The 24,343-nt window shown below is 65.3% G+C and carries 27 protein-coding genes; 13 read left to right on the forward strand and 14 right to left on the reverse strand.

The features are described from left to right. Nucleotides 1-109: 109 nt before the first annotated feature. The 5 genes from AC0X69_RS11690 to AC0X69_RS11710 all read right to left on the reverse strand — a co-directional run bounded on the left by AC0X69_RS11690 (nt 110) and on the right by AC0X69_RS11710 (nt 3,604). Nucleotides 110-385, reverse strand: coding sequence for a hypothetical protein (locus AC0X69_RS11690; RefSeq protein WP_482607782.1), 276 nt, complete (start codon nt 383-385; stop codon nt 110-112). Between the two features lie 51 nt (nt 386-436). Continuing rightward, nucleotides 437-1,420: a bifunctional riboflavin kinase/FAD synthetase gene (locus AC0X69_RS11695; protein ID WP_482607784.1), complete on the reverse strand. Its 984-nt coding sequence runs from the start codon at nt 1,418-1,420 to the stop codon at nt 437-439. 17 nt (nt 1,421-1,437) lie between these two features. Next, the gene (locus AC0X69_RS11700; RefSeq protein WP_482607786.1) at nt 1,438-1,923 is read right to left on the reverse strand and encodes a MaoC family dehydratase; all 486 of its coding nucleotides are present in this window, start codon (nt 1,921-1,923) and stop codon (nt 1,438-1,440) included. 62 nt (nt 1,924-1,985) lie between these two features. Beyond that, nucleotides 1,986-2,894 (reverse strand): TIGR01459 family HAD-type hydrolase, encoded by a 909-nt coding sequence (locus AC0X69_RS11705; protein ID WP_482607788.1) that lies wholly within the window; start codon nt 2,892-2,894, stop codon nt 1,986-1,988. Then, nucleotides 2,891-3,604 carry a carbonic anhydrase gene (locus AC0X69_RS11710; protein WP_482607789.1) on the reverse strand — a complete coding sequence of 238 codons (714 nt, stop codon included), beginning with the start codon at nt 3,602-3,604 and terminating at the stop codon, nt 2,891-2,893. The genes AC0X69_RS11705 and AC0X69_RS11710 overlap by 4 nt, the downstream gene beginning before the upstream one ends. 128 nt (nt 3,605-3,732) lie before the next feature. Here AC0X69_RS11710 and AC0X69_RS11715 point away from each other — a divergent pair, with 128 nt between their 5' ends. The 3 genes from AC0X69_RS11715 (at nt 3,733) to AC0X69_RS11725 (ending at nt 7,462) form a co-directional block, all read left to right on the forward strand. Beyond that, entirely contained in the window at nt 3,733-4,602 is an 870-nt protein-coding gene (locus AC0X69_RS11715; protein WP_482607791.1) for an HpcH/HpaI aldolase/citrate lyase family protein, read from the forward strand. Nucleotides 4,603-4,668: 66 nt separating this feature from the next. Continuing rightward, nucleotides 4,669-6,039 carry a COG4223 family protein gene (locus tag AC0X69_RS11720; RefSeq protein WP_482607792.1) on the forward strand — a complete coding sequence of 457 codons (1,371 nt, stop codon included), beginning with the start codon at nt 4,669-4,671 and terminating at the stop codon, nt 6,037-6,039. Between the two features lie 16 nt (nt 6,040-6,055). Beyond that, entirely contained in the window at nt 6,056-7,462 is a 1,407-nt protein-coding gene (locus AC0X69_RS11725) for a heme biosynthesis protein HemY (protein ID WP_482607794.1), read from the forward strand. A gap of 9 nt (nt 7,463-7,471) precedes the next feature. On the opposite strand, the gene AC0X69_RS11730 is transcribed toward AC0X69_RS11725, so the two are convergent. From AC0X69_RS11730 to AC0X69_RS11740, 3 genes are read right to left on the reverse strand one after another with little or no spacing between them, the layout of a single operon-like run. Continuing rightward, nucleotides 7,472-8,014, reverse strand: coding sequence for a Smr/MutS family protein (locus tag AC0X69_RS11730; protein ID WP_482607795.1), 543 nt, complete (start codon nt 8,012-8,014; stop codon nt 7,472-7,474). Further along, on the reverse strand, nt 8,011-9,129 hold the full coding sequence (locus AC0X69_RS11735; RefSeq protein WP_482607796.1) for an MltA domain-containing protein: 1,119 nt from the start codon (nt 9,127-9,129) through the stop codon (nt 8,011-8,013). The genes AC0X69_RS11730 and AC0X69_RS11735 overlap by 4 nt, the downstream gene beginning before the upstream one ends. Nucleotides 9,130-9,131: 2 nt before the next feature. Beyond that, nucleotides 9,132-9,833 (reverse strand): Tim44/TimA family putative adaptor protein, encoded by a 702-nt coding sequence (locus tag AC0X69_RS11740; RefSeq protein ID WP_482607797.1) that lies wholly within the window; start codon nt 9,831-9,833, stop codon nt 9,132-9,134. 113 nt (nt 9,834-9,946) lie between these two features. On the opposite strand from AC0X69_RS11740, the gene AC0X69_RS11745 reads away from it, so the two are divergent. Together AC0X69_RS11745 and secB are read left to right on the forward strand one after the other, a co-directional pair. Beyond that, nucleotides 9,947-10,399 carry an FxsA family protein gene (locus AC0X69_RS11745; protein ID WP_482607799.1) on the forward strand — a complete coding sequence of 151 codons (453 nt, stop codon included), beginning with the start codon at nt 9,947-9,949 and terminating at the stop codon, nt 10,397-10,399. Between the two features lie 84 nt (nt 10,400-10,483). Then, nucleotides 10,484-10,969 (forward strand): protein-export chaperone SecB, encoded by a 486-nt coding sequence (secB, locus tag AC0X69_RS11750; protein WP_482607801.1) that lies wholly within the window; start codon nt 10,484-10,486, stop codon nt 10,967-10,969. On the opposite strand, the gene dnaQ is transcribed toward secB, so the two are convergent. The 3 genes from dnaQ to AC0X69_RS11765 are packed head-to-tail and all read right to left on the reverse strand — an operon-like array spanning nt 10,966 to nt 12,902. Then, nucleotides 10,966-11,682, reverse strand: coding sequence for a DNA polymerase III subunit epsilon (dnaQ, locus tag AC0X69_RS11755; protein ID WP_482607802.1), 717 nt, complete (start codon nt 11,680-11,682; stop codon nt 10,966-10,968). The two genes, secB and dnaQ, sit on opposite strands and share 4 nt — an antisense overlap. A 3-nt stretch (nt 11,683-11,685) precedes the next feature. Further along, on the reverse strand, nt 11,686-12,276 hold the full coding sequence (gene coaE, locus AC0X69_RS11760) for a dephospho-CoA kinase (RefSeq protein ID WP_482613385.1): 591 nt from the start codon (nt 12,274-12,276) through the stop codon (nt 11,686-11,688). A gap of 11 nt (nt 12,277-12,287) precedes the next feature. Continuing rightward, nucleotides 12,288-12,902, reverse strand: coding sequence for a Maf family protein (locus tag AC0X69_RS11765; protein WP_482607803.1), 615 nt, complete (start codon nt 12,900-12,902; stop codon nt 12,288-12,290). Nucleotides 12,903-13,312: 410 nt separating this feature from the next. On the opposite strand from AC0X69_RS11765, the gene hemE reads away from it, so the two are divergent. Both hemE and hemJ read left to right on the forward strand, forming a co-directional pair. Next, on the forward strand, nt 13,313-14,344 hold the full coding sequence (gene hemE / locus AC0X69_RS11770) for a uroporphyrinogen decarboxylase (RefSeq protein WP_482607804.1): 1,032 nt from the start codon (nt 13,313-13,315) through the stop codon (nt 14,342-14,344). Nucleotide 14,345: 1 nt separating this feature from the next. Beyond that, nucleotides 14,346-14,765 (forward strand): protoporphyrinogen oxidase HemJ, encoded by a 420-nt coding sequence (gene hemJ / locus AC0X69_RS11775; RefSeq protein WP_482607806.1) that lies wholly within the window; start codon nt 14,346-14,348, stop codon nt 14,763-14,765. Here the strand turns inward: hemJ and AC0X69_RS11780 are convergent. Then, nucleotides 14,762-15,820 carry an amidohydrolase family protein gene (locus AC0X69_RS11780; RefSeq protein ID WP_482607808.1) on the reverse strand — a complete coding sequence of 353 codons (1,059 nt, stop codon included), beginning with the start codon at nt 15,818-15,820 and terminating at the stop codon, nt 14,762-14,764. The two genes, hemJ and AC0X69_RS11780, sit on opposite strands and share 4 nt — an antisense overlap. Continuing rightward, a complete protein-coding gene (locus AC0X69_RS11785; RefSeq protein WP_482607809.1) occupies nt 15,810-16,574 on the reverse strand; it encodes a hypothetical protein in 765 nt (254 codons plus the stop codon). Before AC0X69_RS11785 ends, AC0X69_RS11780 begins: the two co-directional genes overlap by 11 nt. 277 nt (nt 16,575-16,851) lie before the next feature. Here AC0X69_RS11785 and rho point away from each other — a divergent pair, with 277 nt between their 5' ends. Continuing rightward, on the forward strand, nt 16,852-18,117 hold the full coding sequence (rho, locus tag AC0X69_RS11790; protein WP_482607810.1) for a transcription termination factor Rho: 1,266 nt from the start codon (nt 16,852-16,854) through the stop codon (nt 18,115-18,117). Between the two features lie 51 nt (nt 18,118-18,168). Here rho and AC0X69_RS11795 read toward each other — a convergent pair whose 3' ends face one another. Beyond that, nucleotides 18,169-18,678 (reverse strand): GNAT family N-acetyltransferase, encoded by a 510-nt coding sequence (locus AC0X69_RS11795; protein WP_482607812.1) that lies wholly within the window; start codon nt 18,676-18,678, stop codon nt 18,169-18,171. Between the two features lie 59 nt (nt 18,679-18,737). Here AC0X69_RS11795 and AC0X69_RS11800 point away from each other — a divergent pair, with 59 nt between their 5' ends. The 5 genes from AC0X69_RS11800 to AC0X69_RS11820 are packed head-to-tail and all read left to right on the forward strand — an operon-like array spanning nt 18,738 to nt 24,338. Further along, the gene (locus tag AC0X69_RS11800) at nt 18,738-19,715 is read left to right on the forward strand and encodes a Rieske 2Fe-2S domain-containing protein (protein WP_482607814.1); all 978 of its coding nucleotides are present in this window, start codon (nt 18,738-18,740) and stop codon (nt 19,713-19,715) included. Further along, nucleotides 19,712-21,010, forward strand: a complete 1,299-nt coding sequence (gene mnmE / locus AC0X69_RS11805) for a tRNA uridine-5-carboxymethylaminomethyl(34) synthesis GTPase MnmE (protein WP_482607815.1) — start codon at nt 19,712-19,714, stop codon at nt 21,008-21,010. Before AC0X69_RS11800 ends, mnmE begins: the two co-directional genes overlap by 4 nt. Before the next feature lie 27 nt (nt 21,011-21,037). Beyond that, nucleotides 21,038-22,894 (forward strand): tRNA uridine-5-carboxymethylaminomethyl(34) synthesis enzyme MnmG, encoded by a 1,857-nt coding sequence (gene mnmG / locus AC0X69_RS11810; protein WP_482607817.1) that lies wholly within the window; start codon nt 21,038-21,040, stop codon nt 22,892-22,894. Further along, the gene (rsmG, locus tag AC0X69_RS11815) at nt 22,891-23,529 is read left to right on the forward strand and encodes a 16S rRNA (guanine(527)-N(7))-methyltransferase RsmG (RefSeq protein ID WP_482607818.1); all 639 of its coding nucleotides are present in this window, start codon (nt 22,891-22,893) and stop codon (nt 23,527-23,529) included. The genes mnmG and rsmG overlap by 4 nt, the downstream gene beginning before the upstream one ends. Next, on the forward strand, nt 23,526-24,338 hold the full coding sequence (locus tag AC0X69_RS11820) for a ParA family protein (protein ID WP_482607820.1): 813 nt from the start codon (nt 23,526-23,528) through the stop codon (nt 24,336-24,338). The genes rsmG and AC0X69_RS11820 overlap by 4 nt, the downstream gene beginning before the upstream one ends. The last annotated feature ends 5 nt before the right edge of the window (nt 24,339-24,343 follow it).

Below are 24,343 nucleotides of genomic sequence, written 5' to 3' on the forward strand. Positions count from 1 at the left end.
GCGCGAGCCTCTAGCTCAAGCGCAAGCCGGGCAGGTAATTCGACGGGCGGTCATAAAGGGCATTCGGTTCAATAGCAGCGCTCACGACGGCGGAAAAGAGCGCATTGGCTCAGCGTGGCCGCCTTAGCCCCAGGAGCCCAGCGACATAGGCGAAGCCCCCGGCCACGACGGCGAGGATGAGGAGCACCAGGAACGCGCCCGACAGCAGCGTGAAGCCGATGAAGAGCAGCAGCAGCAGCGCCGCGGTGACGATGAGGCTCTGCCAGGGCGAAAGCTTGACGACCTTGACCCGGCCGGAGCGCCCGGTGGCGACCCAGATGCGCGAGGCGTCCGTCTCCTCGCCCGGCAAAATGATTTCGACACGGCCCTTGGGCTCTTCGTCCATGACGCTTTCCTTCCTGTCGAGGAGATGTTCCCAAGCTAGATCGCCCGCCGATTAAGGCAACAAATTATGAACAGAGCCCGGCGCGCCGCTTTCGGCCAGTATTTTGCGGGCCTCCTCGACATCGACGCGCATCCGTTGGACGAGCGCCTCGACGCTCTCGAATTTGGCCTCGCCCCTTATGAAGCCATAGAAGGCGACCTCAACCTCCTTGCCATAGAGATCGTCGTCGAAGTCGAAGACGAAGACCTCGAGGAGCGGCGCGCCATTGTCAAAGGTCGGCCGGCGTCCGAAGCTGGCGACGCCCTGATGGAGCTCTCCGTCGACTTCGATCGTGACGGCGTAGATGCCGTGCTTGAGCCTGTTGGCGGGATCGAGCGCGATATTGGCCGTGGGGAAGCCGAGCGTCCTTCCGCGCTTGTCGCCATGACGCACGACGCCGCGAATGAAGTAAGGATGGCCGAGCAGCCGCCGCGCCAGCGCGGCGTCGCCCCGCTCGAGCGCTTCGCGCGTCGCGGTCGAGGAGACGGCCTCGAGACTGCCTTCATCGTCCTGGGTGATGCGATCGACGATCTCGACGATCATCCCCAGCCGTTCGCCCTCCGCGCGCAGGAATTCCGGTCCGCCCTCGCGCCCGGCGCCGAAACGGAAGTCATAGCCCGCGACGACGGCCGAGAGCCGCAGGCGCTTGTGAAGAATTTCTTCCGTGAAGACGCGCGCCGGACTTTGCGCGAAATCCTTGTCGAAGGTGAGCACGATGACGCCGTCGAGCCCGAGTCGCGCGGCCTGCGCGGCTTTGGCGTCGGGCGGCGTGAGGCGAAAAATCACCGTCTGTCCGGCGAAAAAATCGGCAGGATGCGGTTCGAAAGTCAGTAGAACGCAGGGCCGCGAAAGCCTGCCGGCGAGCGCCTGGGCGCGGGCGATGACGCCGCGATGGCCTCTGTGCAGCCCGTCGAAATTGCCGATCGCCGCGACCGCGCCTTCCAGTCCCGGCGGCGGCGCCTCTGGGTCGCGCGCGACGATGAAGGAGGCGGACAAGGGCGGAGGCCGGAACTTTATGCCGAGGCCGGCTTCTCCTCAGCCGGCGCTGGCGCGGCGGCGCGCATCGCCTGCTCGCGGCTTGGCACCATCACGAAGGCCTCGCCGTCGAGCACGACCTTGCCGTCGACGAGACATTCGCATTTGAGCTTGGCGCGGCGGCCCTTTTCGATCAGCTCCACCACCTCGACGATGACGGTGATGACGTCGCCGATCTTCACCGGCGCGCGGAAATTCAGCGTCTGCGACAGATAAACGGCGCCCGGACCCGGCAGATACATGCCGATGACGGTCGAGATCAAAGAGGCCGTATAAAGGCCGTGCACGATGCGCTCGCCAAAGCGCGTTTTCGAAGCGAAGTGATCCGAGAGATGAATCGGATTGCGATCGCCGGAAAGATCGGCGAAGGCGATCACGTCGTCATCCATCACCGCCTTCATCAGCGTCTCGCGCATGCCGACGCTCAGATCCTCGAAATAATAGATTTTGAACGGCGTCGACATGAAGGCACCGGAGAGTTGCGTCGCGGATCGTGGCCGCAGGAGAGGGCCCTGCGCAGCCCCTTTTACCAGAAAAGCTCGCGAGCCAAAGCCTTAGGACGGGCGCCGGCGCGCGCGAAGAGCGATTCGAGCGCCGCCTCGTCGAGCGCGCCGCCCTCCGGATGAAGCTCTTCGCGATGCACGCCATGCATGATGAAGAGGCAGTCGAGCCCCGCGCGGCCCGCGCCGGCGAGGTCGGTGAAGGCGCCGTCGCCGATCGCCAAAACGCGAGACTTGTCGAGATCGCCGCCGCGCAGATTTTTCAGCCGTTCCCTGGCGGCGGCGTAGATCGGGGCGTGCGGCTTGCCGAAGGTCAACACGCGGCCGCCGATCGCCGCATAACGCTCGGCCAGGGCGCCGGCGCAGTAGACGAGATCATTGCCGATCGCGACGACGATATCTGGATTGGCGCACAGCATGGTCAGATCGCGCGCTTTCAGCGTCGCCAGCTCTTCGTCATAGTCCGATGGCGCTTCATTGCGGTCGTCGAAGAGGCCGGTGCAGACAACGTAGTCGGCGGCTTCCGGCCCCACGCGCATGACCGGCGCGCCAAGCCGGCGGGCGGCCTCGCGGAAGAGGCCGTCGTCGCGCGGCGGGCCGAGATGATAGACCGCCTGTCCGTCGCGCGACACGATTTCGCGCAGCGCGAGCTCTCCTGCGGAGACGAGATCGTCGAAACAATCCTGCGGCACGCCGAGGCTCAGGATCTGGCGGCGCACCTCGTCGTCCGGGCGCGAGGCGTTGGTGATCAGCACGATCGCGCCGCCCTTCGCCCGAAAACGTCGCAAGGCCTCGGCGGCTTCCGGAAAATGCCGCCGGCCGTCGATCAGCACGCCCCATCCGTCGCAGAGGATCGCGTCATAGCCGTCGGCGATCTCGCGCAGACCGGCGATCAACGGCACACGGTCCGGATCCGCCGGCGCGCTGCCCGTCAAAACCGCGCCCCGGCGAAGGCCGCCGCATAGGCCCCTTCGCAGACCGGTTTGAACGCGTCGGTCGATTCGTCGAGCAGGAACAGACGTCCGTCCATGATCCGGAACAGCGCGCCGTGCAGCCGCAGATGTCGGTGATGTTCAAGCACCTGGATCATCGGGAAGGAGCGCAGATTGCGCAGCGTCTGCTTGATCGCCTCGAACTCGAGCCGCTCCACATAGCGCCTGTCCTTGGGATTGGGGGGAACGCCCAGCCGATCAACCGCCGGACCGAGCATCTTGATCCAGTCGCCGATGAAGTCGCTGTGGCTGAGTCGCGGCACGTCCGGGTCCGCCGCGATCTCCGCATAAGCCTGGACGCCGCCGCACTGGCCATGCCCCAGCACCACGATGTCGGAAACTTTCAAGGCCATAACGGCGTATTCGAGCGCCGCCGACGCCCCGTGAAAATGGTCGTCCGGCTCATAAGGCGGCACGAGCGCCGCAACGTTGCGCAACACGAAAAGCTCGCCGGGGCCGGCGTTGAAGATCGCCTCAGGCGCAACCCGCGAGTCGCAGCAGCTGATGATCATCGTTTTCGGCTTCTGGCCCTTGACCGCCAGTTCCTCGAAACGGTCGTGGTCCGACACGAAACGCCCGCTGAGGAAGGTTTCATAGCCCTCCATGAGCTTTTCCGGCAGACCGGTCGCCCCGGACGGCTTGTCATCCGCCATTTAGCGTTCCTCTCATGCGCCCCAGCCCAGGTCGCCTTGGTCAGGCGGATGGCGGACCCCGCGGTTATTGTGTAGATCACGCGGCAAGGTCAAGGGAAGGCCGACCGTCTCTATGCTGGAGTTTTTAAATGATTTCGCGACTGAAGCGCAGCGTGCTGGCGATGCCGGGCTCCAACGCCCGCGCATTGGAGAAGGGCAAGACGCTCGCGGCGGACGTCCTGATGTTCGAACTCGAAGACGGCGTCGCCGAATCCGCCAAGGCGGCGGCGCGCGAGCAGGTTGCGGCGGCGGTGGCCGGCGGCGGCTACGGCGCGCGGCAGCTGGTCGTGCGCGTCAACGCCCGCGGCTCCGAGTGGTATAAGCCCGACATGGCCGCGATCGCGCCGCTCGGGCCGGACGCTATCGTGATTCCGAAGGTCAACGCGCGCGACGAAATCCTGAAGGCGGCGGCCGACCTTGTCGCCGCCGGCGCGCCGCGCAAGACGCGTCTTTGGGCGATGATCGAGACCCCGCGCGCGGTTTTCGACATCGAGAAGATCGCCAGCGGCGCCGATGATCTGGCCTCGCGCCTGGAAGTTCTCGTGCTCGGCCCCAACGACATCGCCAAATCGACGCGCGCGCGGCTCACCCCGGGACGGCCGGCGCTGCTCTCCTGGCTTTCCGCCGGCGTGCTCGCGGCGCGGGTTCACAACATCGAGATCATCGACGGCATTTATAACGACTTCAACGACCTCGACGGTTTGCGGCGCGAGGCCGAGCAGGGGCGCGACTTCGGCTTCGACGGGAAGATGCTGATCCACCCCGGCCAGATCGGCCCCGTGAACGAAATTTTTGCTCCGAGCGCCGAAGAGGTCGATTTCGCCCGCCGGATCATCGCGGTATTCGACGAGCCGGACAACGCCGACAAGGGCGTGGTCCAGATCGACGGCAAAATGGTGGAGCGGCTGCATCTCGACATCGCCCGCCGCACGTTGCAGCTTGTCGAGGCGGCGAGCTGAACGGCCGCCTGTTTTGCGGGCGCCCGACGCATCAACTATAAGGATGCGGACAGCAAGGATTGGCCAATGGTCTCGCCGAACGACGAAGAACTTGAGCGCGTCGAATCTTCGGAAGCGCTAATCGAACCGCCAGAATCGCCCCCCGAACCGCCGCCTCCGCCGCCCGTCAGACGCAAGCGGCGCTCGTTTTTCGGCCGGCTGCTGTCGACGCTGGCGATTCTCGCCCTCATCGCGGGCGCGGCGCTTTATGCGGCGATCACGTTCAAGGACAAGGACGAGCGGCTGAAGGCCGTCGCCGATTACGCGGAGCCCTACGTCAATCAGGCGGGCGGCGTCCTTGGCGAGCTGAAGGACCGGATCGGTTCGATTTCCGCCCAGAAGGAGCCGGCCTCGCCCGAGAGTGGGCCTGAGGCGCCGTCCAGCCGCGCGGAAGCTCCCCCGCCGTCAGCGACGCCGCCGAAGTCCGCCGAAACGGCGACGGAGCCGAGCGCGCGCGAGAGCCGCCTCGAGGCCATGACCAACGCCGCCATCGAATCGCAGAACGCGGCCCTTGAATCGCAGAAGGCGGCGCTCGCCGCGTTGCAGGGTCGGGTCGAGTCCGCCGAGCAGGCGGCGCAGCGCGCCTTGCGCGCCGCCGAAAGCGCCGAGTCTGCCGCGAACGCCGCAAAGTCCGCCGCCGAAGCGGCGACGAAGGCGGGCCCGATCCCCGGCGCCGCCGAAGCTCCCGCCGCACCCGCACAACAGGGCGAACATGGCGCCCTTACCGCAAGCGAGCAGGTGACCGCGCTCGAAGGACGGATCGACGAGCTCGGCGAGGAGATGAAGGGGCTGCGGGAGCGGCTCGAGTCTCCCAAGAGCGAGACCCGCGCGGCGCCTGAGGCCTCGGCGCCGGCGAAGCCGTCGGCGTCGTCCGAAGGACCTGCGGCGGTCGTCGTCGTCGCCTATGCGCTGCAACGGGACTTCGAGGCCGGCCGGCCCTATGCCGTCGAGACGAAGGCGCTGACCCGACTGGGCGCCGACGCCGCCGCGCTGGCGGCGCTGACGCCCTTCGCGGACAAGGGCGCCCCGACGGCCGCGCAGTTGAAGGCCGATTTCGCGCCGGCGGCGAAGCGCATTCACGCGCTCGAGGGCGGCGATTCCGGCGATATCGCGCAACATCTGATGAAGGGCGCGAGCAAACTCGTGCGCGTTCGTCCGTCAGGTCAGGCCCCCTCGGCGGAGGCTCAGACGGTCGAAGAGAAGGTCGCGCACATCGAAGCGGCGCTCAACCATGGCGACCTGGCTCAGGCCAACGCCATTTTCGCGACGCTTCCCGAAGCGGCGCAAAACGAGGCCAAGGATTTCGGCGCCACGCTGCGCGCGCGCATCGATGCGGGACGAGCAGCCGACGATCTGCTGCATGGCGCGATCGCGGCGCTTGGCGCAGCCAAGGAATAAGCGGGATCTCATCGCCATGCTGTTTCTCTTCTTCTTCATCATCGCTCTTGCGGCGGTCGCCTATGGCCTCGAATTGCTGATCGAGCAGCCGGGTTCGCTGACGCTCGATTTCGCCGGCTACCAGTTTGAGGCGTCGATCCCCGTCGCCGTCGCAGGCCTGCTGCTGATCATCGCCGCGACCATCGTCATTTGGGCGATCATCGTCGCGGTGCTGCGGCTGCCCGGCCGCTGGAGCGGCGGTTCGCGGCTGAAACGCCGCGACAAGGGTTTCGACGCGCTTTCACAGGGCCTGATCGCGGTGGGCTCCGGCGACGCCGCACGCGCCCGCAAGGCTGCGAATGTCGCGGAACGCCTGCTGCCGAACGAGCCGCTCACGCAATTCTTGAAGGCGCAGGCGGCCCAGCTCGCCGGCGATCGTCGCCTCGCGGAAGAGACCTTCCACAAGATGACGCTGAAGCCGGAGACGAAGCTGCTGGGTTTGCGCGGCCTCCATATCGAGGCGCGCCGGCGCGAGGACGCCGAGGCGGCGCATCATTTCGCCAAGGAGGCGCATGACATCGCGCCTGTGCCCTGGGCGGGAGCCGCCATGCTCGAACATCTCGCCGCGCAGGGCGAGTGGCAAAAGGCGCGCGAGGCGATCGAAGCCAGTCTCGTCGCGAAGGCGATCGACGCGCAGACGGCGCAGAACCTGCGCGCCGTCGTCGAAACCGCCATGGCGATGGAGAAGGAGCGCGACCATCCGCATGACGCGCTGCACCTCGCCCGACAGGCCTTGAAGCGCCGGCCAGGCTTCGCCCCCGCGGCGGTCGCCGCGGCGCGAGTGCTCGTCCGCCACGGCGACCAGAAGCAGGCGCTGAAGCTCATCGAGTCCGTATGGGCCGCAAAGCCCCATCCCGATCTCGCCGCGGCCTATCTCGAGGCGCTCGCCGGCGAATCGAACCTGGGCAAACTTGCTCGGGTCGAGAAGCTGGCGCGCTTCGCGCCGAATGCGCCGGAGAGCCGGCATCTCGTCGCGGAGGCCGCGCTCGCGGCGCGCAATTTCGCCAAGGCGCGCGACGCGCTTGCGCCGCTTATCGCCAGCGGACGGAATCCGACGGCGCACACCTGCCTGCTGATGGCGGAGATCGAAGACGGCGAGCAGGGGCCCTCGGGCCCGGTGCGCGAATGGCTCGCCCGCGGCTCGCGCGCGCCGCGCGATCCGGTCTGGATCGCCGACGGCGTGGTGTCGAAGACCTGGCTGCCGATGTCGCCCGTCACCGGCCGGCTCGACGCTTTCGAATGGAAGCCGCCGCCGGATTCCGCTCAGCATCTGACCGAGGAAGGCAAGCCCAACATCCCGGCCGCCTTTTTGACGCGCCCCGCCGAACCCGTCGCCTTGCCTTCGGCCGAGGTTTCCGAAGCGGCGGCCGGTCAGCAGGCGTAACGCTCTGAGCTAGCGGCCGCGGTCGGCGCGGCGGATGCGCACATAAAGCGCGCCTTCGCCGCCGTGATGGCGCGCCGCTTCGCCGAAGCCCACGACGACGTCGCGCAGATTCGGCGCTTCGAGCCACATCGGCACCACCCGGCGCAACACGCCGCCCTCATCGCGGGTCAGGCCCTTGCCGGTAACGATGATGGCGATGCGCGCGCCATTCGCCTGGCACCGGCGCAGGAAGCCCGTCAGAGAGCGCTGCGCCTCGGCCTGCCGCATGCCGTGAAGATCAAGCTTGGCGTCGACCTCAAGCCGGCCGCGCTTGATCTTGGTGAATGTGCGCGCGTCGATGTCGATCGGCCGCGGCGGCGGCTTCGGCGCCGGCGGGCGATCGCCAATCACCGAAGGCGCCGAGGGCGCCACAGCTTCGGCGGAAGGCGCCGGCGGCGATAGCTTTTTCGGACGCGCATGAGCGGGCCGCACGTCGGCCGTCGCTCTCATCCAGAGCTCGGCTTCGGCCTGCGACAGCCGGCGGGCGAATCGGCGAGAATTCTGCTCGCTCACGGACCAACTCCAACGTCCTTCGGCAACAGCACGATCATTTCGGCGGCGTGCCGCACGTCGCCGGCGCGCCGCCCCGCCGCTTCGCCCGCGCCAAAGAAAAGATCGGCCCGCGCAGATCCAATTATGGCAGATCCGGTGTCCTGCGCGACCATCAGACGACGAAATTCGCTTTCCGCCTCTCTCTCCCACGGTATCCGTGCGACGACCCAGAAGGGCAGCCCGTAGCACCAGATGGAGCGATCGACGGCGATCGACCGGAACGGCGTCAGCGGCGCGCCCTGGCCGCCGATGGGGCCGATCTTGCGCGCCTCCGAACGATCGATCTCGAAGAACACGTAGGAACGATTTTCCTGCATGAGCCGGCGACCCGCTTCGCCGGGACCTGCGCCGAGCCGCCGCAGTTTCTCCTTCATCACGTCGAGCGACATCTCGGCGGCCTCGACGAGCCCGCGCTCAATCATCAGCCGGCCGATGGAGGTGTATGGCCAGCCATTGCGGCCGCCATAGGTGAGCGCCATCGCATCGCCGCCCGGCAGTCGCAGCCGCGCCGAACCCTGCACCTGAATCAGGAACAATTCGACCGCATCGCGAACATAGGCGAGAGGATGCGCGCTCGGCGCCGCGCCTTCTTCCTCGATCGCGCGCCGATCGGGATAGGGCACGAGCGCGCCGTCGGCCTGGCGTCTCGCGCTCGTGAGCTTCTCGCCGGAGGGCAGCGAGAGCGGCGCCTCGTTCAGAGTGACGAGGTCGAGCGGGCGCGAGAGAACCGGCGTAACGAAGCCCGGTTCGGGCGACAGTCTGGCGTCGACCTCGACCTCGTAATAGGCGGTGACGAAGCCTCGCGCTTTGATGCGGTGAGGGCGAAAGGCGCTCCGAAAGAAAAGGCCCGGATCGCTCACGCCGACGAGCGCCGCACGCGCGGCCGCGACGAGCGATAGCGGCGGCGCGACGGCGCTGCGCTGCTCTTGAGCGCGCGCGACGATGATCTCGGCGGAGCGGCGGAAGGCGCCAAAGGCGGCGGCGAGATCGTCGGCCGCGAAGCCGTCGATCTCTTCAAATTTGATTTCGTGCAGCAGATCTGAAGCGGAAAACTGCGGCGCGTTTTCCCGCTGCATGCTCAGTCTTCGGCTTGCGTCGCGACGAGCTTCCAGTTGGGATCATTCGCGCTCGGATCGCGCGCGAAGGTCCAGCGCTCGACGACCTTGCGCGTCTGCCCGCCATCGATCGTTTCGCCGGCGCGGTCGCGACGCACGCTCATCAGCCGGACGACGAAACGCACCGTCACCTCATTGCGGCCAGCGATGGCGCGGGCGGCGTCCACGGTCGCCGAATCGATCGCAACGACGGCGGTCTCCATCGTTTCGCCCTGCTGCTCGCGCCGCGCGATCTCCGCCGAGAACCCGTCGAAGACGTCTTGCGAGAGGAGCGGCTGCAGCGTCTCCCGGTCGCCCTTGGCGAAAGCGGTGACAATCAGCTCATAGGCGCGCCGCGCCCCGCTCAGGAATGATTTGCCGTCAAAGCCGGGATCGGAGGCGGCGACGGCGTCGAGCCCGCTCCAGGCCGAGGCGACGCCTTTCTCGGCGACGCCATCCCAACGTTCGGCCCCGCTCGGTCGAGATGGCGCGGGCGCGATCGGGGCGGCGACTGGCGCGGCCGCGACCGCGGCGGGAGACGGCCGGCGCGGCGTGAAGCGCGCCGGAGGCGGCGTATCGCGATCCACCCGCATGCCGAGCACCGAACGCAGCTTCCAGATGACGAAAACTGCGATGGCCGCGAAAACAACGAGGGTGGGATCGAAGAGATCGCCGGAACCCGGCATTGGTAACTCCCGAATAAAACTGTCGTCGGCTATCATGTCGCTTCATACATGTCACGAATCAAGGGGCGGGCGTATTGCCACAGGCGGCGAGGGCCGGAAGATCGGATGATTCGGTGAATTCAAAGCTCGTCGGCGGCGCCCTCGCGGCTTGGATCGTGCTGGAGATCCTGTGTTTCGCGCTCGTTGTGCGGGCCGTCGGGCTGCTCGTGGCAATCGCGATCGCCCTCGGAACCTCGTTGCTTGGCCTTTCCGACGCGCGGCGCATTCTGGATTTCGTCCGCTCCGGAATCGCCGCCAGGGCAAAGGGCGGAAGCAGCGGCTGGGCCGATGGCGCCATGCTTGATGGCGCGATGCAGGCGCTCGCCTCGATTCTCCTCATTCTCCCCGGCTTCGCCTCGGATTTCGTCGGGCTGGCGCTGAAGTCTCCGTCTATGCGGCAGAGCCTCGCCCGGCGCTTGCAGGCGCGCTCGCGGAACACGGACCCGCGCGTAGTCGACCTCGATCCGCGCGAATGGCGGCGCGAAGCGCGTACCGCTCGAAGACCGCGCCGGAACGCAGCCGAATAGGACGGACGGCCCGCCTTGTTCGCGTCTGAGAGACGTGTTAGGCGGGCGCGAATTCTCATTACAACGGCTTTGCTGGAGACCTACATGACCGACACGAATGGCAACGGCGCGCAAGGAGCGCCGGGCGGCGCTCCGGCCCTCAATTCGCTCGCGCAATATCTGAAGGATTTCTCCTTCGAAAATCCCAACGCCCCGCGCTCGCTCGGACCGCAGGACAAGGCGCCGAACATCTCGATTCAGGTCAACGTCAACGCCAAGCAGCTGGCGCCGACCGACTTCGAAGTGAGCCTGATGCTCGACTGCAAGGCCGGCGAAGGAGAGGGACTGCTGTTCAAGCTCGACCTCGAATATGGCGGCGTCTTCCGGCTGTTGAATATTCCCGAAGAGCAGGTTCACCCGATCGTGATGATCGAATGCCCGCGCATGCTGTTTCCCTTCGTGCGGCAGATCGTGGCCGACGCGACGAGCAAGGGCGGCTATCCGCCGCTTTACATCGACCCGATCGACTTCGTCGCGCTCTATCAGCAAAAGGCTGCGGAGGCAGGCCAGGCTGCGGCCCAGGCCAATTAGCCGGCGACCAGCGGCGACGGCTTTTCGTCGCTTGCAAGATAACGATCCCAGATCGGCGATTTGATCGTCGCGACAAAAGCCAGATGCGCGGCTTCCTCGGCCGCGCTCAAGCGCGGCGCGAGCGGTTCCGGCCGGCGGCGCAGCAGCTCGCTTCTCGCGGCGATGCGCACGGCGTGCACCGTCTGAAGCGACAGCGCCGCCTGGCGACCGCCGCAAAGCTCGGCGTAAACCTCGGCGAGAAGATTGGCGTCGAGCAAGGCGCCGTGCTTCTCGCGACGCGAAAGATCGATCGCATAGCGCTGGCACAAAGCGTCGAGCGAATTCGGGCCGCCAGGATGGCGGCGGCGCGCCATGGCGAGCGTGTCGACGATCCGCGCGCCGCCGAGCGGCGGCAAATTCATGAGCGCGAATTCGGCGTTAAGAAAGCGCGTATCGAATTCGGCGTTGTGAATGATGAGCGGCGCATCCTCGATGAATTCGAGAAATTCGCCGGCGATCTCTTTGAAAACCCTGTGCTGCGCGAGGAATTCGCGAGAGAGCCCATGCACCCGGAACGCTTCTTCCGGCATGTCGCGTTCTGGATCGATATAACAATGAAAATAGCGGCCGGTCGGAATGAGATTGGAGATCTCGACCGCGCCGATTTCCACGACGCGATGGCCGCTCGACGGATCGAGCCCCGTCGTTTCCGTGTCGAGAACGATCTCCCGCATGCCTCACCCAAGCCGCGCCGCAAGCGCCCTGACGATGTTTCTCACCTCTTCGCGCGCCGCGTCGAGACCCTTGTCCGTATGGACCACGAAATCGCCGCGCGCGCGCTTTTCTGAATCAGGCGTCTGTTTCGCCAGAATGGACCCGAATTTCTCCGCTGTCATGCCTTCGCGCGCAAGCACGCGCGCTCTTTGCACATCTTCCGGCGCGGTGACCACGACAATCGCGTCGAACTCCTTCTCGGCGCCGGTTTCGAACAGCAGCGGGATATCGAAGACGACGATGCGGTCGCCCTTCCGGCGGCGCTCTTCGATCAGCGCGTCACGCGCGGCCCACACCATCGGATGCACAATCTCTTCGAGACGTTTGAGCGCCGCGGGATCGTCCAGAACGCGAGCCGCGAGGCGCTGACGGTCGACCACGCCATCGACGACGACCCCAGGAAAGGCGCGCTCGATCTCAGGCGCGGCAGGCCCTTTATAGAGGTCGTGCACGAGGCGGTCGGAATCGAGCACGGCGATGCCTTCGGCGCGGAACATCTCGGCTGTCGTCGATTTGCCCATGCCGATCGAACCGGTGAGACCGACGCGCAACATTTTTTTGTCGTTCACGAGAGCAGCGCCCCCTCGCGTCGCAGCGCATCGAGAAGAGCAAGCAGCGGAAGGCCCATGATCGTCCAGTGATCGCCTTCGACCTTGGCGAAGAGTTGCGCGCCCAGACCTTCGATCTGATAGGCGCCGGCCGAACTCAGCGCAAGGTTGCCAACGGCCGAGAGATAGGCCGCAATGAACGCGTCGCTCAGCTGCCGCATCGTGAGATCGGCGCGCCCCACGGTCTCGAATATGACCACGCCGTCGCGCGCCAGCGCGATCGCCGAATGCAGTCGATGCCGCCGCCCCGAGAGAAACCGCAGGAGCGCTTCGGCGTCCGGCATGGTTGCGGGCTTGCCGAAAATCCTGCCCTCGCAGCTTGCGACCTGATCCGCGCCGAGCACGAGCCGCCCTGCGGCGGAAATCGCCAGCGCCTTTGCGCGCGAGAGCGCAAGAGCGATCGCGTCCGCGTCGGCGCCGCCTAGCGCCAATTCGATCGCCCGCTCGTCGACATCGGCCGGAATGGATTCGAAAGGAACGCCGGAATGCAGCAGCGCCTGACGCCGGCCGGCGCTTTTCGAGGCGAGAATCAGCGGCGCCGATTCGCGCCAGAAGGGCCAATGCGCACCCATCGTCACGTCCACAGCCCCCGCGCGTAAGCCGAAGAGCGGGGATAAGCGGAGCCTCGAGACCGCGCCGTTTTTGCCAGCGTGAAAAGGTTCGCGGCGCGCTCAACAGGCAAAGCGCTGTCGACTGGATTCTCAAAAAAGTCCGTACAGGCGGGATTCACAGGCGATCCACAAGCGCCGGCGCCGAAAACCCGCGATAGGTCGATGATTCCATTTGCTGTCCGGGTTCTTCCCATCATTTCTGCCGAGGGCGACGCTCCGCCGATCGTCTGTGGGCGACTGGTTAATGAAAATTAACCTTTGTCCGCCCCGCGATACAAATGAAGAATCAATTCCTTTTAAAATGAATTTTGTTTTAACGGCGTTTCGCGCTACGCCGAATTCGAACGAACGAGAAGGACGGGTCACACGCGATGGCGGAAGAGAAAGCGCTTCTTTCGGTTCTACGCGGACAGGCGAGAAAAGTTCCGCCCCTATGGCTGATGCGTCAGGCCGGCCGCTACCTTCCCGAATATCGCGAGGTGCGGGCGACCACGAAAAGCTTTCTCGATTTCTGCTATTCGCCTCAGAAGGCGGCCGAAGTGACGTTGCAGCCGATCCGGCGCTTTCACTTCGACGCGGCGATACTTTTCTCCGACATTCTTGTCGTGCCCGACGCCATGGGCCAGCGGGTGTCTTTCGAGAGCGGGGCCGGGCCGCGGCTCGATCCCATCGAAACACCCGAGCAGGTCGAGCGGCTCGGCGCATTCAAGATCGAACATCTCGCGCCAGTGTTCGAGACGATCGACCGGGTGAAGGCGGCGCTGCCGTCCGACGTGACGTTTATCGGTTTTTGCGGCGCGCCGTTCACGGTGGCGAGCTACATGATCGCCGGGCAGGGCACGCCGGATCAGGCGCCGGCGCGTCTCTTCGCCTATCGTCATCCTGACGCTTTCGCGCGGCTGATCGATCGCGTGATCGAGGCGTCGATCGACTATCTTTCGCGCCAGATCGACGCTGGCGTCGAGGTCGTGCAGATCTTCGACAGCTGGGCGGGAGTGCTGCCGGCGCATGAATTTCAGCGCTGGTCGGCGGAGCCGGTGCGGCGCATCGTCGAAGGAATCAAGGCGCGTCATCCGCAAACGCCGGTAATCGCTTTCGTGCGCGGCGCCGATACGCAGCTGCCGAAGCTGACGCAGACGATCGGCGCGGACGCCTACGGGATAGACACGGCGCTCGATTCCGCTTGGGCGGTGGCGCAGACATCGGCGAGCGTTCCGCTGCAAGGCAATCTCGATCCGCTGGTTCTTGTCGCCGGCGGCGACGCGCTCGACCGTGAAGTCGATTCGATACTCGCGGCCTTCAAAGGCCGGCCGCATATTTTCAATCTCGGACATGGCATCCTGCAGCAGACGCCGATCGAAAACGTCGAGCGACTCGTTTCACGCGTGCGGCGGGGCGGCTGACATGTACCTCTGGATCAAAGCGCTGCATGTCATCGCCATCATCTCCTGGATGGCGGGGCTTTTGTATCTGCCGCGGCTCTTCGTCTATCACGCGAGCGCCGGCGTGGGCGCGCTCTCCGAAACGTTCAAGATCATGGAGCGGCGGCTGTATCGCTACATCATGACGCCGGCGATGCTCGTCGCCTGGATGACCGGCCTTTATCTCGCGATCGAGGGCGGCGCGCTTTCGTCAGGATGGTTTCACGCGAAAGCGACGCTCGTCGTGCTCCTCACCGCCGCGCATCTTCACGATGGCGCGCTGATGCGTCGTTTCGCGCAAGACGCCAACGTGCATTCGCCGCGCTACTATCGCATCTTCAATGAGCTGCCGACGCTGCTGATGGTCGGCGTCGTGCTCCTCGTGATCGTCAAGCCGTTTTAATTGGCGACGATCTTCTCCCACTCCGGCTCCGTCCTCGGCGCTGCGGCGCTCACCTTGCCCTTGTTCGCGCCATAGATCCGCTCTGCGGTTCTCCAGCAGAGATCTTCGCAGGCCTTCTCACTGAGATGGTCGAGAAAGACGTCATAGCGCTCGAGTTCCGGCCCCAGCCGTTCGAATTTCGCGACGAGATCGGAGCCGAGACAGATGCGCTCGCTATGACGTTCGGTCAGCGCGAGCCAATGTTCGTCGGGAACGCCATCGGGGCAGATCGAGACGTCGTAGATCACCCAGGAATAATCGACGCACAGATTTGGATATTGGTCGAGCAGCCGCTCGACCATCTGATAATAGAACGGCGCGTTTACACGTCGCGACATGCCGCAATGCGCGAAGATGAAGCGCGTGCGTGGAAATTCGCGCAGCGCCTCTTCGAGCTCGAAGAGATAGATGGGATGATCGCCCTTCGAGACGGCGGTGACGTTCTGGTGCAAGAGCACCGGAAGATCGTAGTGGCCTGCGAACTCGTAGATCGGATAGAGCGCGCGATGATTGGCGCGCGCATTCTCGCCGAAGGTGAAGGCGCTGAGATCGTCGTGGCGCAAAAGCATTTCGCCGACGCCGCTCCACACGTCTGGATATTGCTCATACAGCCGCTCGACGTGACGAATCGCGTAACGATCGACCGGATTGAAGCCGCAGATCAACGGATAAAGCCGGCTCTGTTGCTCGGCTGGCAAAGCGCGCACCATTTCGGCGACGATGACGTCCGTATAGGCGTAGTAGTAACAATGTGCGTCGTTGGCGAGATAATAGTCCGGCGGTTCGCGGTCATATTCGTTCCACAGCTTGCGCACCGGCAGACCGAAGATCACCGCCTTATCGACATTGGCGCGATCCATGTGATCGATGAGCGCCGCGCCGCCGGGCGTCTCCTGAATGAAGTCGACGACGTGAAGATGCGCGTCGATCATCCGCCGCCTGCTGCCCCGAAGCCGGGTCAGCGAACCGATTTCTTCGGGCTTTCGTCGCCAGGTTCGCGCGTCTTCATAGGGCATCGTCAGCTCCGAGCTTTCGCAGCAATTGCACGGCCTCGTCGGCCTTGATCCGATTGTAGAGATAGGTCCAGGCTCTGCGGTCGCCGATGATCTCTACGAGTTGTCGACGATCATATTGATCGAGCAGAGTCACGCTGATGCTTGGCGGGACCGCCCGCAGAAGCAACGCGAGGTCGCGCGCGTTGCGCGTCAGCTCTGCGACGCGCGCCCATCCGATGCTCGTGAGCAGCGCGCTTTGAGACTCCTCGGCAAGCGCATTCAGCGCAAAGGCAAGATCGTCGCCGTGACGAATGAGGCGGCGCAGATAGTCGTCCCCGAGCAGCTCCAGGAGACGCAGACTGCATTGCGCATATGTCCATTCGAGAGCGCCTGAGAGGTCCCGCGCGGTGACGATGAGCTTGCGCAACCCCTGTCCGTCGAGCGTGTCGATGAGACTCAATTTGACGTTGGGCTCCGCGATCGTCGCCAGAAGTTCGCGCAGGTGACGCGCGGTCTGCAGAGCGTCGGCCAGCGAGTCGCCCATCGCTTCGATCAGGAAGATCTGGTCGTCGGGCGCGAGCGCGCGGATGAGCAGCGGAAGATCGGCAGGCCTGCGGATGATCCGCGGCAGATGCGGTCGTAGCTGCGCGAGCACGTCGCGGTCGCGGCGGCCGTTGAGAACGTCAAGGACGACGGCGAGCTCCTCGGCGTCGCCGACGTCGGCGGTTTCGCCATCGACGTGAATGGGATAGCGAACGGGATCGGTTGCAGCCATCTCAAATCCATCAGGGGAGGGGAGCCGATTATGGGGCGCCTTGGCGCCGAAGCGCCAGCCGCCGAGGGCGAATTCGGGGGGTAAGGCCAGCTTTACGGAACGCTTGATTCGCGTCTGGAAATTGTCTAAGGAGCGTTATCCCTCTGAGGCCCGTGTCTGCTTAAAGCGGCATCGCCGGAATTTCGCCGGCGCTCGGGAAGGCCATATTCCCCGCCCTACCGCTTGTCCCCCGGCTCCTCTCCACCTGCGCCTAGCCAATACCCAAGGTTCCTCCTGAATGCGGGAAATTAAACTTTCGGACTTGAAGGCCAAGTCCGCCGCCGAACTCCTCGCTTTCGCCGAAGAGCATGAAGTCGAGAACGCCTCTCTCCTGCGCAAGCAGGAGCTCCTCTTCGCTATACTGAAACAGTTCGCGAGCCGCGACGTCGAAATCGTCGGCGAAGGCGTCGTCGAGGTGCTGCAGGACGGCTTCGGCTTCCTGCGCTCGCCCGACGCGAACTACCTCGCCGGTCCGGACGACATTTACGTCTCGCCCTCGCAGATCCGAAAATTCGGCCTGCGCACCGGCGACACGGTCGAGGGCATGATCCGCAGCCCCAAGGAGGGGGAACGCTATTTCGCGCTCCTCAAGGTCAACAGCATCAATTTCGAGGATCCGGAGAAGGTGCGCCACAAGGTGCCCTTCGACAATCTTACGCCGCTCTATCCGGACGAGCGGCTCAAGCTCGAAATCGAGGATCCGACCAAGAAGGATCTCTCCTCCCGGGTCATCGATCTCGTCGCGCCGATCGGTAAGGGGCAACGCGCCCTGGTCGTCGCGCCGCCGCGCACCGGCAAGACCGTGCTGCTGCAGAACGTCGCGCAGTCGATCACGACCAATCATCCGGAATGCTATCTCATCGTTCTTTTGATCGACGAACGGCCGGAGGAAGTCACCGACATGCAGCGCAGCGTGCGCGGCGAGGTCGTGTCCTCGACCTTCGACGAGCCGGCGGTGCGCCACGTGCAGGTCGCGGAAATGGTGATCGAGAAGGCGAAGCGCCTCGTCGAACACGGCCGCGACGTGGTGATCCTGCTCGATTCGATCACAAGACTCGGGCGCGCCTACAACACCGTCGTGCCGTCGTCCGGCAAGGTGCTGACCGGCGGCGTCGACGCCAATGCGCTGCAGCGGCCGAAACGCTTCTTCGGCGCGGCGCGCAATATCGAAGAGGGCGGTTCGCTGACGATCATCGCGACGGCGCTGATCGACACCGGCTCGCGCATGGACGAAGTCATCTTCGAAGAGTTCAAGGGCACGGGCAACAGCGAGATCATTCTCGACCGCAAGGTGGCCGATAAGCGCGTGTTCCCGTCGATCGACATCACGCGCTCCGGCACCCGCAAGGAAGAGCTGCTCGTCGCGACCGACATCCTCAAGAAGATGTACGTTCTGCGCCGTATCCTCAATCCGATGGGCACGGTCGACGCGATCGAATTCCTGCTCGGCAAGCTGCGCGAGACGAAGAACAATCAGGGCTTCTTCGATTCGATGAATACGTGACGCAGGAAACGTTCGTCGAAACATCGGCTGTCTTCTCGCCGCCCGTTCTCATCATCGAAAGCGAAGCGCCATCAGCGTTTCGTCGAGATAGTCGTCGTCGCCATTTTTCACTGAGCGGTCTTCGACGCCATAGGCGCGAAATCCCCATCGCTCATAGAACCGCAGCGCGCGGAGATTCGACGAGACGACGGTGAGCGTCACGATCTCAACGCGCCCGCGCGCCGCTTCGATCAGTCTTGTCATGATCTCGTCGGCGGCGCCCGATCCGCGATGGGCGGCTTGCACATACATGCCGTAGAGCAGCGCTTTGTGCCGCGTCTTGACGCCGTCGCTCCATGCGAGTCCGCCGACGCCGATCAACTGTGAGTCTTCTGCGTTGAAGGCGCCGATGACGAAGTCGCGCTTCAGGCGCGCGGCGATTGCGGCGGGCGCGACATGCGCTTCGTCTTCCGGCGCGAAGCGAAAGGCGCGAGGCTCGAGTCGGAAGCTCTCGAGACGCAGCGCCTGAAAGATTTCAGCGTCCGAGGCGTCGAGCCGGCGACATGTCGCTCTTATTGGCATATTTCTTTGTGCCGGACCGGCCTTGCGAATTCCAGCGGTGAAGGGAATAAGCGGCGCGCATGTTCAAGGATTTCGCCAATGTGTGGACGATCGTCGGGCTTGCGCGCGACTTAAAGCGCGACAAGCTGCTCGCGATGCGCGTCGCCGGCGAGCGCGTCGTCTTCTTTCGCGACGCCGCCGGCAAGGCCTGCGCGCTACTCGATCAATGCCCGCATCGGGGCGTCGCTTTGTCGCTCGGGCGTGTGGAGAAGGGCGTCATCGAATGCCCCTTTCATGGCTGGCGCTTTGATGGCGCGGGCCGCAACTGCCATGTGCCGTGGAATCCCGACGCCAAGCGCGAAAATCTCAGCGCGATCGCGCTGCCCTGCCGTGAGGCCGGCGAACTGCTGTGGCTCTATACGGGCTTCGACCCTAGAGAAGAACCACAGCCTTCTCAGACCCTTACCGCGCAAGATGGCGTCTCGCTCTGCGCGCAATCGGTGACCTGGAAGGCGCATTGGACGCGTGTCATGGAGAACATGCTCGACAGTCCGCATCTGCCTTTTGTGCACCGCAGCACGATCGGGCGCGATCTCTCCAGGCATCTCGGCGCAAGCCGGCTGGAGATGACATTTGAAGCGCAGCCCTATGGCGGCCACATCGCCGCGAGCGTCGACGGCGTCCCGCGCGCGGGAAACATGGATTATCGCTTCCCCAATGTGATGGAGCTTTTCATCGACCCGCCGGGCAAGACCTTTCGGCTGATGGTCGCCTGCATTCCGGAGGATGAGCGAACGACGCGCCTGTGGCTCCTCACGGTGCGCAGTTTCGCCCGCGCGCCGCTGCTACACGTCGCCTTCCGCTGGATGAACCGGCGGATCGCCCGCGAGGATCAGGCGATCGTCGAATCCTCTCTGCCGGCCGAGGTTCCCCCGCCGGCCGAGGAGGCTTCCGTGCGCACCGACGCGCCGACCCTGGCGTTCCGAAAAATCTATCGCGAGCGGTTGCTGGGGAGTTCCGTCTGCGCGCCGCGCCGCCGCGAGACGGCCGCGCCGTGACCTCGCGCGATACGATTTTCGCGCTCGGCACCGGCGCCGGACGCGCCGCGATCGGTGTCATCCGGATGTCGGGACCAGGGGCAGGGGAGGCGCTGAAGGCGCTCGCCGGCAAGCTCCCCGAGCCGCGCCGGGCGACTTTCGCGGTTTTGCGCGATCCCGCGACCGGCGAAATGCTCGACCGCGGCGTCGCGCTGTTCTTTCCGGCTCCCGGTTCGCCGACCGGCGAAGACTATGCCGAGCTGCAGCTTCATGGCGGCCGCGCGGTCGTTGAGGGGACGTTTTCCGCCCTCCATCGGCTGGCCGGCCTGCGTCCCGCCGAACCTGGCGAATTCGCCCGGCGCGGCTTCGCCAATGGCAAGCTCGATCTCTCGCAGGCGGAAGCGCTGGCCGATCTCGTCGATGCGCAGACGCAGGCGCAACGGCGCCAGGCCTTGCGCGTCGCCGGCGGGGCCTTGCGCCACAAGGTCGAGGGCTGGCGCGGGGCGCTCGTCGAGGCGCTGGCGGTACTCGAAGCCGAGCTGGATTTCAGCGACGAAGCCGACGTCACGGCTTTTTCCGCTGATCGCCTCGACGCGCTGCTGTCGCCGATTGCGGCGGACATGCGGGCGGCGCTGCGTCTCGCCCCGGCGTCCGAGCGAATGCGCGACGGCTTCACTGTGATGATCCTCGGCCGGCCGAACGCGGGAAAATCCACTCTGATCAATGCATTAAGCCAGCGAGAACTCGCGATCGTATCTGCCATTCCTGGCACCACCCGCGACATGATCGAGGCCCATCTCGACATTGGCGGGTTGCCGGTGACGCTGATCGACACGGCTGGCCTACGCGAGGCGGCCGATGAGATCGAGCGGATCGGCGTAGATCGGACGCTCGCGCGCATTGAGTCTGCGGATCTGGCGCTGTGGCTGTCGGATTCGGGCGAGCCGCCGCCTCCAAGCGCCGTCGAAACCATCCGCGTCGCGACCAAGACGGACTTATGCTCAGCGCCCGAGGGCACTATCGGCGTCTGCGCACTGAGCGGCGAGGGACTCGAAGATCTCGCTGCTGCGATTGGAAGCCGCGCTCGAGCTCGACTGGGCGACGGGGCCTCTGCGCTGATCGTGAGGGAGAGGCACCGTCGGGCTCTGGAGGAGGCGGCCGAAAGCGTCGAAGCCGTGATCGGAGAGGCGCGGCCCCTCGAGCTTCAGGCCGAAGAACTGCGCCGCGCGAGCGGGGCGCTCGGCCGGATCGTCGGCTCGGTCGATGTCGAGGACGTGCTCGATGCGGTTTTCTCGCGATTCTGTATTGGCAAATGATATGTTTCACGTGAAACAGGCTTCGCCATGAACGTCTCGCCTAAAATGCATTTCGACGTCGTCGTGATCGGCGGCGGACACGCCGGTTGTGAGGCCGCGGCCGCGGCGGCGCGGCTTGGCGCACGTACCGCGCTCGTGACCCAGAGCCGCGCTAAAATCGGCGAAATGTCCTGCAATCCGGCGATCGGCGGGCTCGGCAAGGGGCAGCTGGTCCGTGAGATTGACGCGCTTGACGGGCTGATGGGGCGCGTGGCGGACGCGGCCGGCATCCAGTTCCGTGTGCTCAACCGCTCCAAGGGCCCCGCCGTTCGCGGCCCGCGCGCCCAGGCCGACCGCAAGCTCTATCGCACCGCCATGCAGGCGGCGCTCGACGCCACCGATAATCTCACCATCGTCGAAGCTTCCGTCGAAGATCTCACCACGGAAGCCGACGCAGTGCGCGGCGTCGTCACGAACGACGGCGAAATCGGAGCCTCGGCCGTGGTCATCGCCACCGGAACCTTCCTCGGCGGCGTGATCCATATCGGAGACGAACGCACGCCCGCGGGCCGCATGGGCGATGCGCCGTCGAACGCGCTGAGCCGCCGCTTGCGCGACGCCGGTTTCGCCGTCGCGCGGCTGAAGACCGGCACGCCGCCTCGGCTCGATGGGCGCAGCATCTGCTGGGAAGCGCTCGAAGAACAATGGGGCGACCCGACGCCGGAGCCTTTCTCCTATCTGACCACGGCGATTGCAAATCGTCAGATCGCCTGCGGCGTCACCCGCACGACGCCAGCCGCACATCGGATCATTCTCGACGATCTGCATCGTTCGCCCTTGCGCACCGGGGCGATTTCGGGTCCGGGACCGCGATATTGCCCCTCGATCGAGGACAAGGTGACGCGCTTCGCCGACCGCGAGGCGCATCAGATCTTTCTCGAGCCCGAAGGGCTGGACGACGACACGGTCTATCCGAACGGCGTTTCGACCTCGCTGCCGCTCGCGACTCAGCAGGCCTTCATCAACGCCATTGCGGGGCTGGAGGAGGCGCGCATTCTACGGCCGGGTTATGCGATCGAATATGATTACGTCGACCCGCGCGAGCTGCTGGCGACGCTCGAAACCAAGCGCATTTCTGGGCTTTTCTTCGCGGGTCAGATCAACGGCACGACCGGCTATGAAGAGGCGGCCGCGCAGGGAATTCTCGCTGGAATCAACGCGGCGCGTCACGCCGCGGCCAAGGGTGCCATCGTCTTCGATCGCGCCGAAGCCTATCTCGGCGTCATGGTCGACGATCTCGTCACGCGCGGGGTCAGCGAGCCCTATCGCATGTTCACCTCGCGCGCCGAATATCGCCTGTCGCTGCGCGCCGATAACGCCGATGAGCGCCTGACCCCGCGCGGGATCGAGATCGGCTGCGTCGGCGCGCGCCGAGGGTCCCATTTCGCCGCCCGCGCCGCCCGTCTCGCGGCCGCGCGTAACATGCTGCAGGCGCGCGAATTGACGTCTGCGGCGGCGCTGCGCCACGGCCTGCCCGTCAACCAGGATGGGCTGCGCCGCAGCGCCTATGCGCTGCTGTCCTTTCCGGACATCACGCTTGATCGGCTGAGGGCGATCTGGCCCGAGTTCAGCGGGATTGATCCAGATACGGCGGGACGCCTCGAGACCGAGGCGCGCTACGCCGTCTATCTTGATCGCCAACAGGCCGATATCGACGCGTATCGACGCGACGAACGTTTGGCGCTCCCCGAGAGTCTGGACTATGCCTCGATCGCCGGTCTCTCCGCCGAGCTACGGGGGAAGCTGAGCTACCTGCGGCCGCGGACCATCGGCCAGGCGCAGCGGATTGACGGCATGACGCCCTCCGCGCTGACGCTGCTGGCCGCTCGGGCCCGCCGCGCGTGAAAGCCGACCCCGGCCGGCAGCAAGCGCTCAGGCTCTTTCCGGAACTCGAGTCCATCGCAGCGGAACTCGCGATCTACGCCGATCTGCTGCAGCGCTGGCAGGAGAAGATCAATCTCGTCGCCTCGGGAACGCTGGGCGACATGTGGATGCGGCATTTCGCCGATTCGGCGCAGGTCCTCGCCGCAGCGCCAGCTGTGAGCCGCTGGGCCGACTTGGGCTCGGGCGCTGGCTTCCCCGGATTGGTATCCGCGCTGCTTCTGAAGGGGCGACCGGGAGCCGTGGTGCATTTGATCGAGAGCGACCAGCGGAAGGCCGCGTTCCTGCGCGCTGTTTCACGTGAAACAGCGGCCCCCGCGGTCATTCACGCGGAACGAATCGAAAGCGCCATGCCCCGTCTGACTGGTCAGATCGACGGCGTCAGCGCACGCGCGCTCGCCCCGCTGGCGCGTCTCGTCGAACTCTCGGGAGAAGCGTTGACGCATGGGGCCGTTGGCGTGTTTTTAAAAGGGGAAGAATGGCGAGACGAATTGACCGCGGTTGAAGCGCTGGGTAGCTTTAGCTGCGAATCGGCGGAAAGCCGCACCCGGAAGGGCGCCGGCATCGTCGTCGTCAAGCATAAGGCTTCCCCATCGTGACCGCTTCCGCTTCGCCGCGCATTTTTGTGCTGGCCAATCAAAAGGGCGGCGTGGGCAAGACGACCACCGCCATCAATCTCGGAACAGCTCTCGCCGCCGTAGGCGAGGAAGTGCTCGTCATCGACCTCGACCCGCAGGGCAACGCATCGACCGGACTTGGGGTCGATCGTCAGAGCCGCACGATCTCCACCTATGACGTGCTGCTCGGCGAATCGAGCCTCGCCGACGCGATCATGGCCACCGCAGTCCCGCGCCTGTCGATCGCCCCGTCGACGCTCGACCTTCTCGGCGTCGAGCTTGAGATTGCGGGCGACAAGGACCGCGCCTTCAGGTTGAAGCGCGCGCTCGCCGAGCTGGCCGCTGACCACGACCATGAGAGGCGCTACAGCTACATTCTGATCGACTGTCCGCCTTCGCTTAACTTGCTGACTATAAATGCGTTAGCCAGCAGCGACGCTGTCGTCGTGCCGCTGCAATGCGAGTTTTTCGCGTTGGAAGGTCTCTCGCAGTTGCTCTCGACCGTCGATCAGGTCAAGCAAACTCTCAACCATAAGTTGTCGATCCACGGGGTCGTTTTGACCATGTATGACCCGCGCAACAATCTCGCGAACCAGGTCGCGGCCGACGTGCGGCGGTTCATGGGCGAGAAGGTCTATGAGACGATGATTCCGCGCAACGTCAGGGTCTCCGAGGCGCCGTCGCACGGCAAGCCGGTGCTGCTCTACGATCTCAAATGCTCCGGCAGCCAGGCCTATCTGAAGCTCGCCTCGGAAGTGATCCAGCGCGAGAAGCGGCTGCGCGCAGCCTGAGCAAA

It is taken from the genome of Methylocystis sp. Uni0008 (genome assembly GCF_056838045.1).

What these genes read in the sequence shown, in the direction of transcription:
- AC0X69_RS11765 (WP_482607803.1), bottom strand. Translation starts at nt 12,902, where the DNA reads ATGGGTGCGCATTGGCCCTTCTGGCGCGAATCGGCGCCGCTGATTCTC.
- mnmG (WP_482607817.1), top strand. Translation starts at nt 21,038, where the DNA reads ATGAACGTCTCGCCTAAAATGCATTTCGACGTCGTCGTGATCGGCGGC.
- AC0X69_RS11780 (WP_482607808.1), bottom strand. Translation starts at nt 15,820, where the DNA reads ATGCCCTATGAAGACGCGCGAACCTGGCGACGAAAGCCCGAAGAAATC.
- rho (WP_482607810.1), top strand. Translation starts at nt 16,852, where the DNA reads ATGCGGGAAATTAAACTTTCGGACTTGAAGGCCAAGTCCGCCGCCGAA.
- hemE (WP_482607804.1), top strand. Translation starts at nt 13,313, where the DNA reads ATGGCGGAAGAGAAAGCGCTTCTTTCGGTTCTACGCGGACAGGCGAGA.
- AC0X69_RS11800 (WP_482607814.1), top strand. Translation starts at nt 18,738, where the DNA reads ATGTTCAAGGATTTCGCCAATGTGTGGACGATCGTCGGGCTTGCGCGC.
- coaE (WP_482613385.1), bottom strand. Translation starts at nt 12,276, where the DNA reads ATGTTGCGCGTCGGTCTCACCGGTTCGATCGGCATGGGCAAATCGACG.
- AC0X69_RS11740 (WP_482607797.1), bottom strand. Translation starts at nt 9,833, where the DNA reads ATGCCGGGTTCCGGCGATCTCTTCGATCCCACCCTCGTTGTTTTCGCG.
- AC0X69_RS11735 (WP_482607796.1), bottom strand. Translation starts at nt 9,129, where the DNA reads ATGCAGCGGGAAAACGCGCCGCAGTTTTCCGCTTCAGATCTGCTGCAC.
- AC0X69_RS11715 (WP_482607791.1), top strand. Translation starts at nt 3,733, where the DNA reads ATGATTTCGCGACTGAAGCGCAGCGTGCTGGCGATGCCGGGCTCCAAC.
- AC0X69_RS11720 (WP_482607792.1), top strand. Translation starts at nt 4,669, where the DNA reads ATGGTCTCGCCGAACGACGAAGAACTTGAGCGCGTCGAATCTTCGGAA.
- dnaQ (WP_482607802.1), bottom strand. Translation starts at nt 11,682, where the DNA reads ATGCGGGAGATCGTTCTCGACACGGAAACGACGGGGCTCGATCCGTCG.
- AC0X69_RS11725 (WP_482607794.1), top strand. Translation starts at nt 6,056, where the DNA reads ATGCTGTTTCTCTTCTTCTTCATCATCGCTCTTGCGGCGGTCGCCTAT.
- AC0X69_RS11785 (WP_482607809.1), bottom strand. Translation starts at nt 16,574, where the DNA reads ATGGCTGCAACCGATCCCGTTCGCTATCCCATTCACGTCGATGGCGAA.
- secB (WP_482607801.1), top strand. Translation starts at nt 10,484, where the DNA reads ATGACCGACACGAATGGCAACGGCGCGCAAGGAGCGCCGGGCGGCGCT.
- hemJ (WP_482607806.1), top strand. Translation starts at nt 14,346, where the DNA reads ATGTACCTCTGGATCAAAGCGCTGCATGTCATCGCCATCATCTCCTGG.
- AC0X69_RS11690 (WP_482607782.1), bottom strand. Translation starts at nt 385, where the DNA reads ATGGACGAAGAGCCCAAGGGCCGTGTCGAAATCATTTTGCCGGGCGAG.
- AC0X69_RS11710 (WP_482607789.1), bottom strand. Translation starts at nt 3,604, where the DNA reads ATGGCGGATGACAAGCCGTCCGGGGCGACCGGTCTGCCGGAAAAGCTC.
- AC0X69_RS11700 (WP_482607786.1), bottom strand. Translation starts at nt 1,923, where the DNA reads ATGTCGACGCCGTTCAAAATCTATTATTTCGAGGATCTGAGCGTCGGC.
- AC0X69_RS11795 (WP_482607812.1), bottom strand. Translation starts at nt 18,678, where the DNA reads ATGCCAATAAGAGCGACATGTCGCCGGCTCGACGCCTCGGACGCTGAA.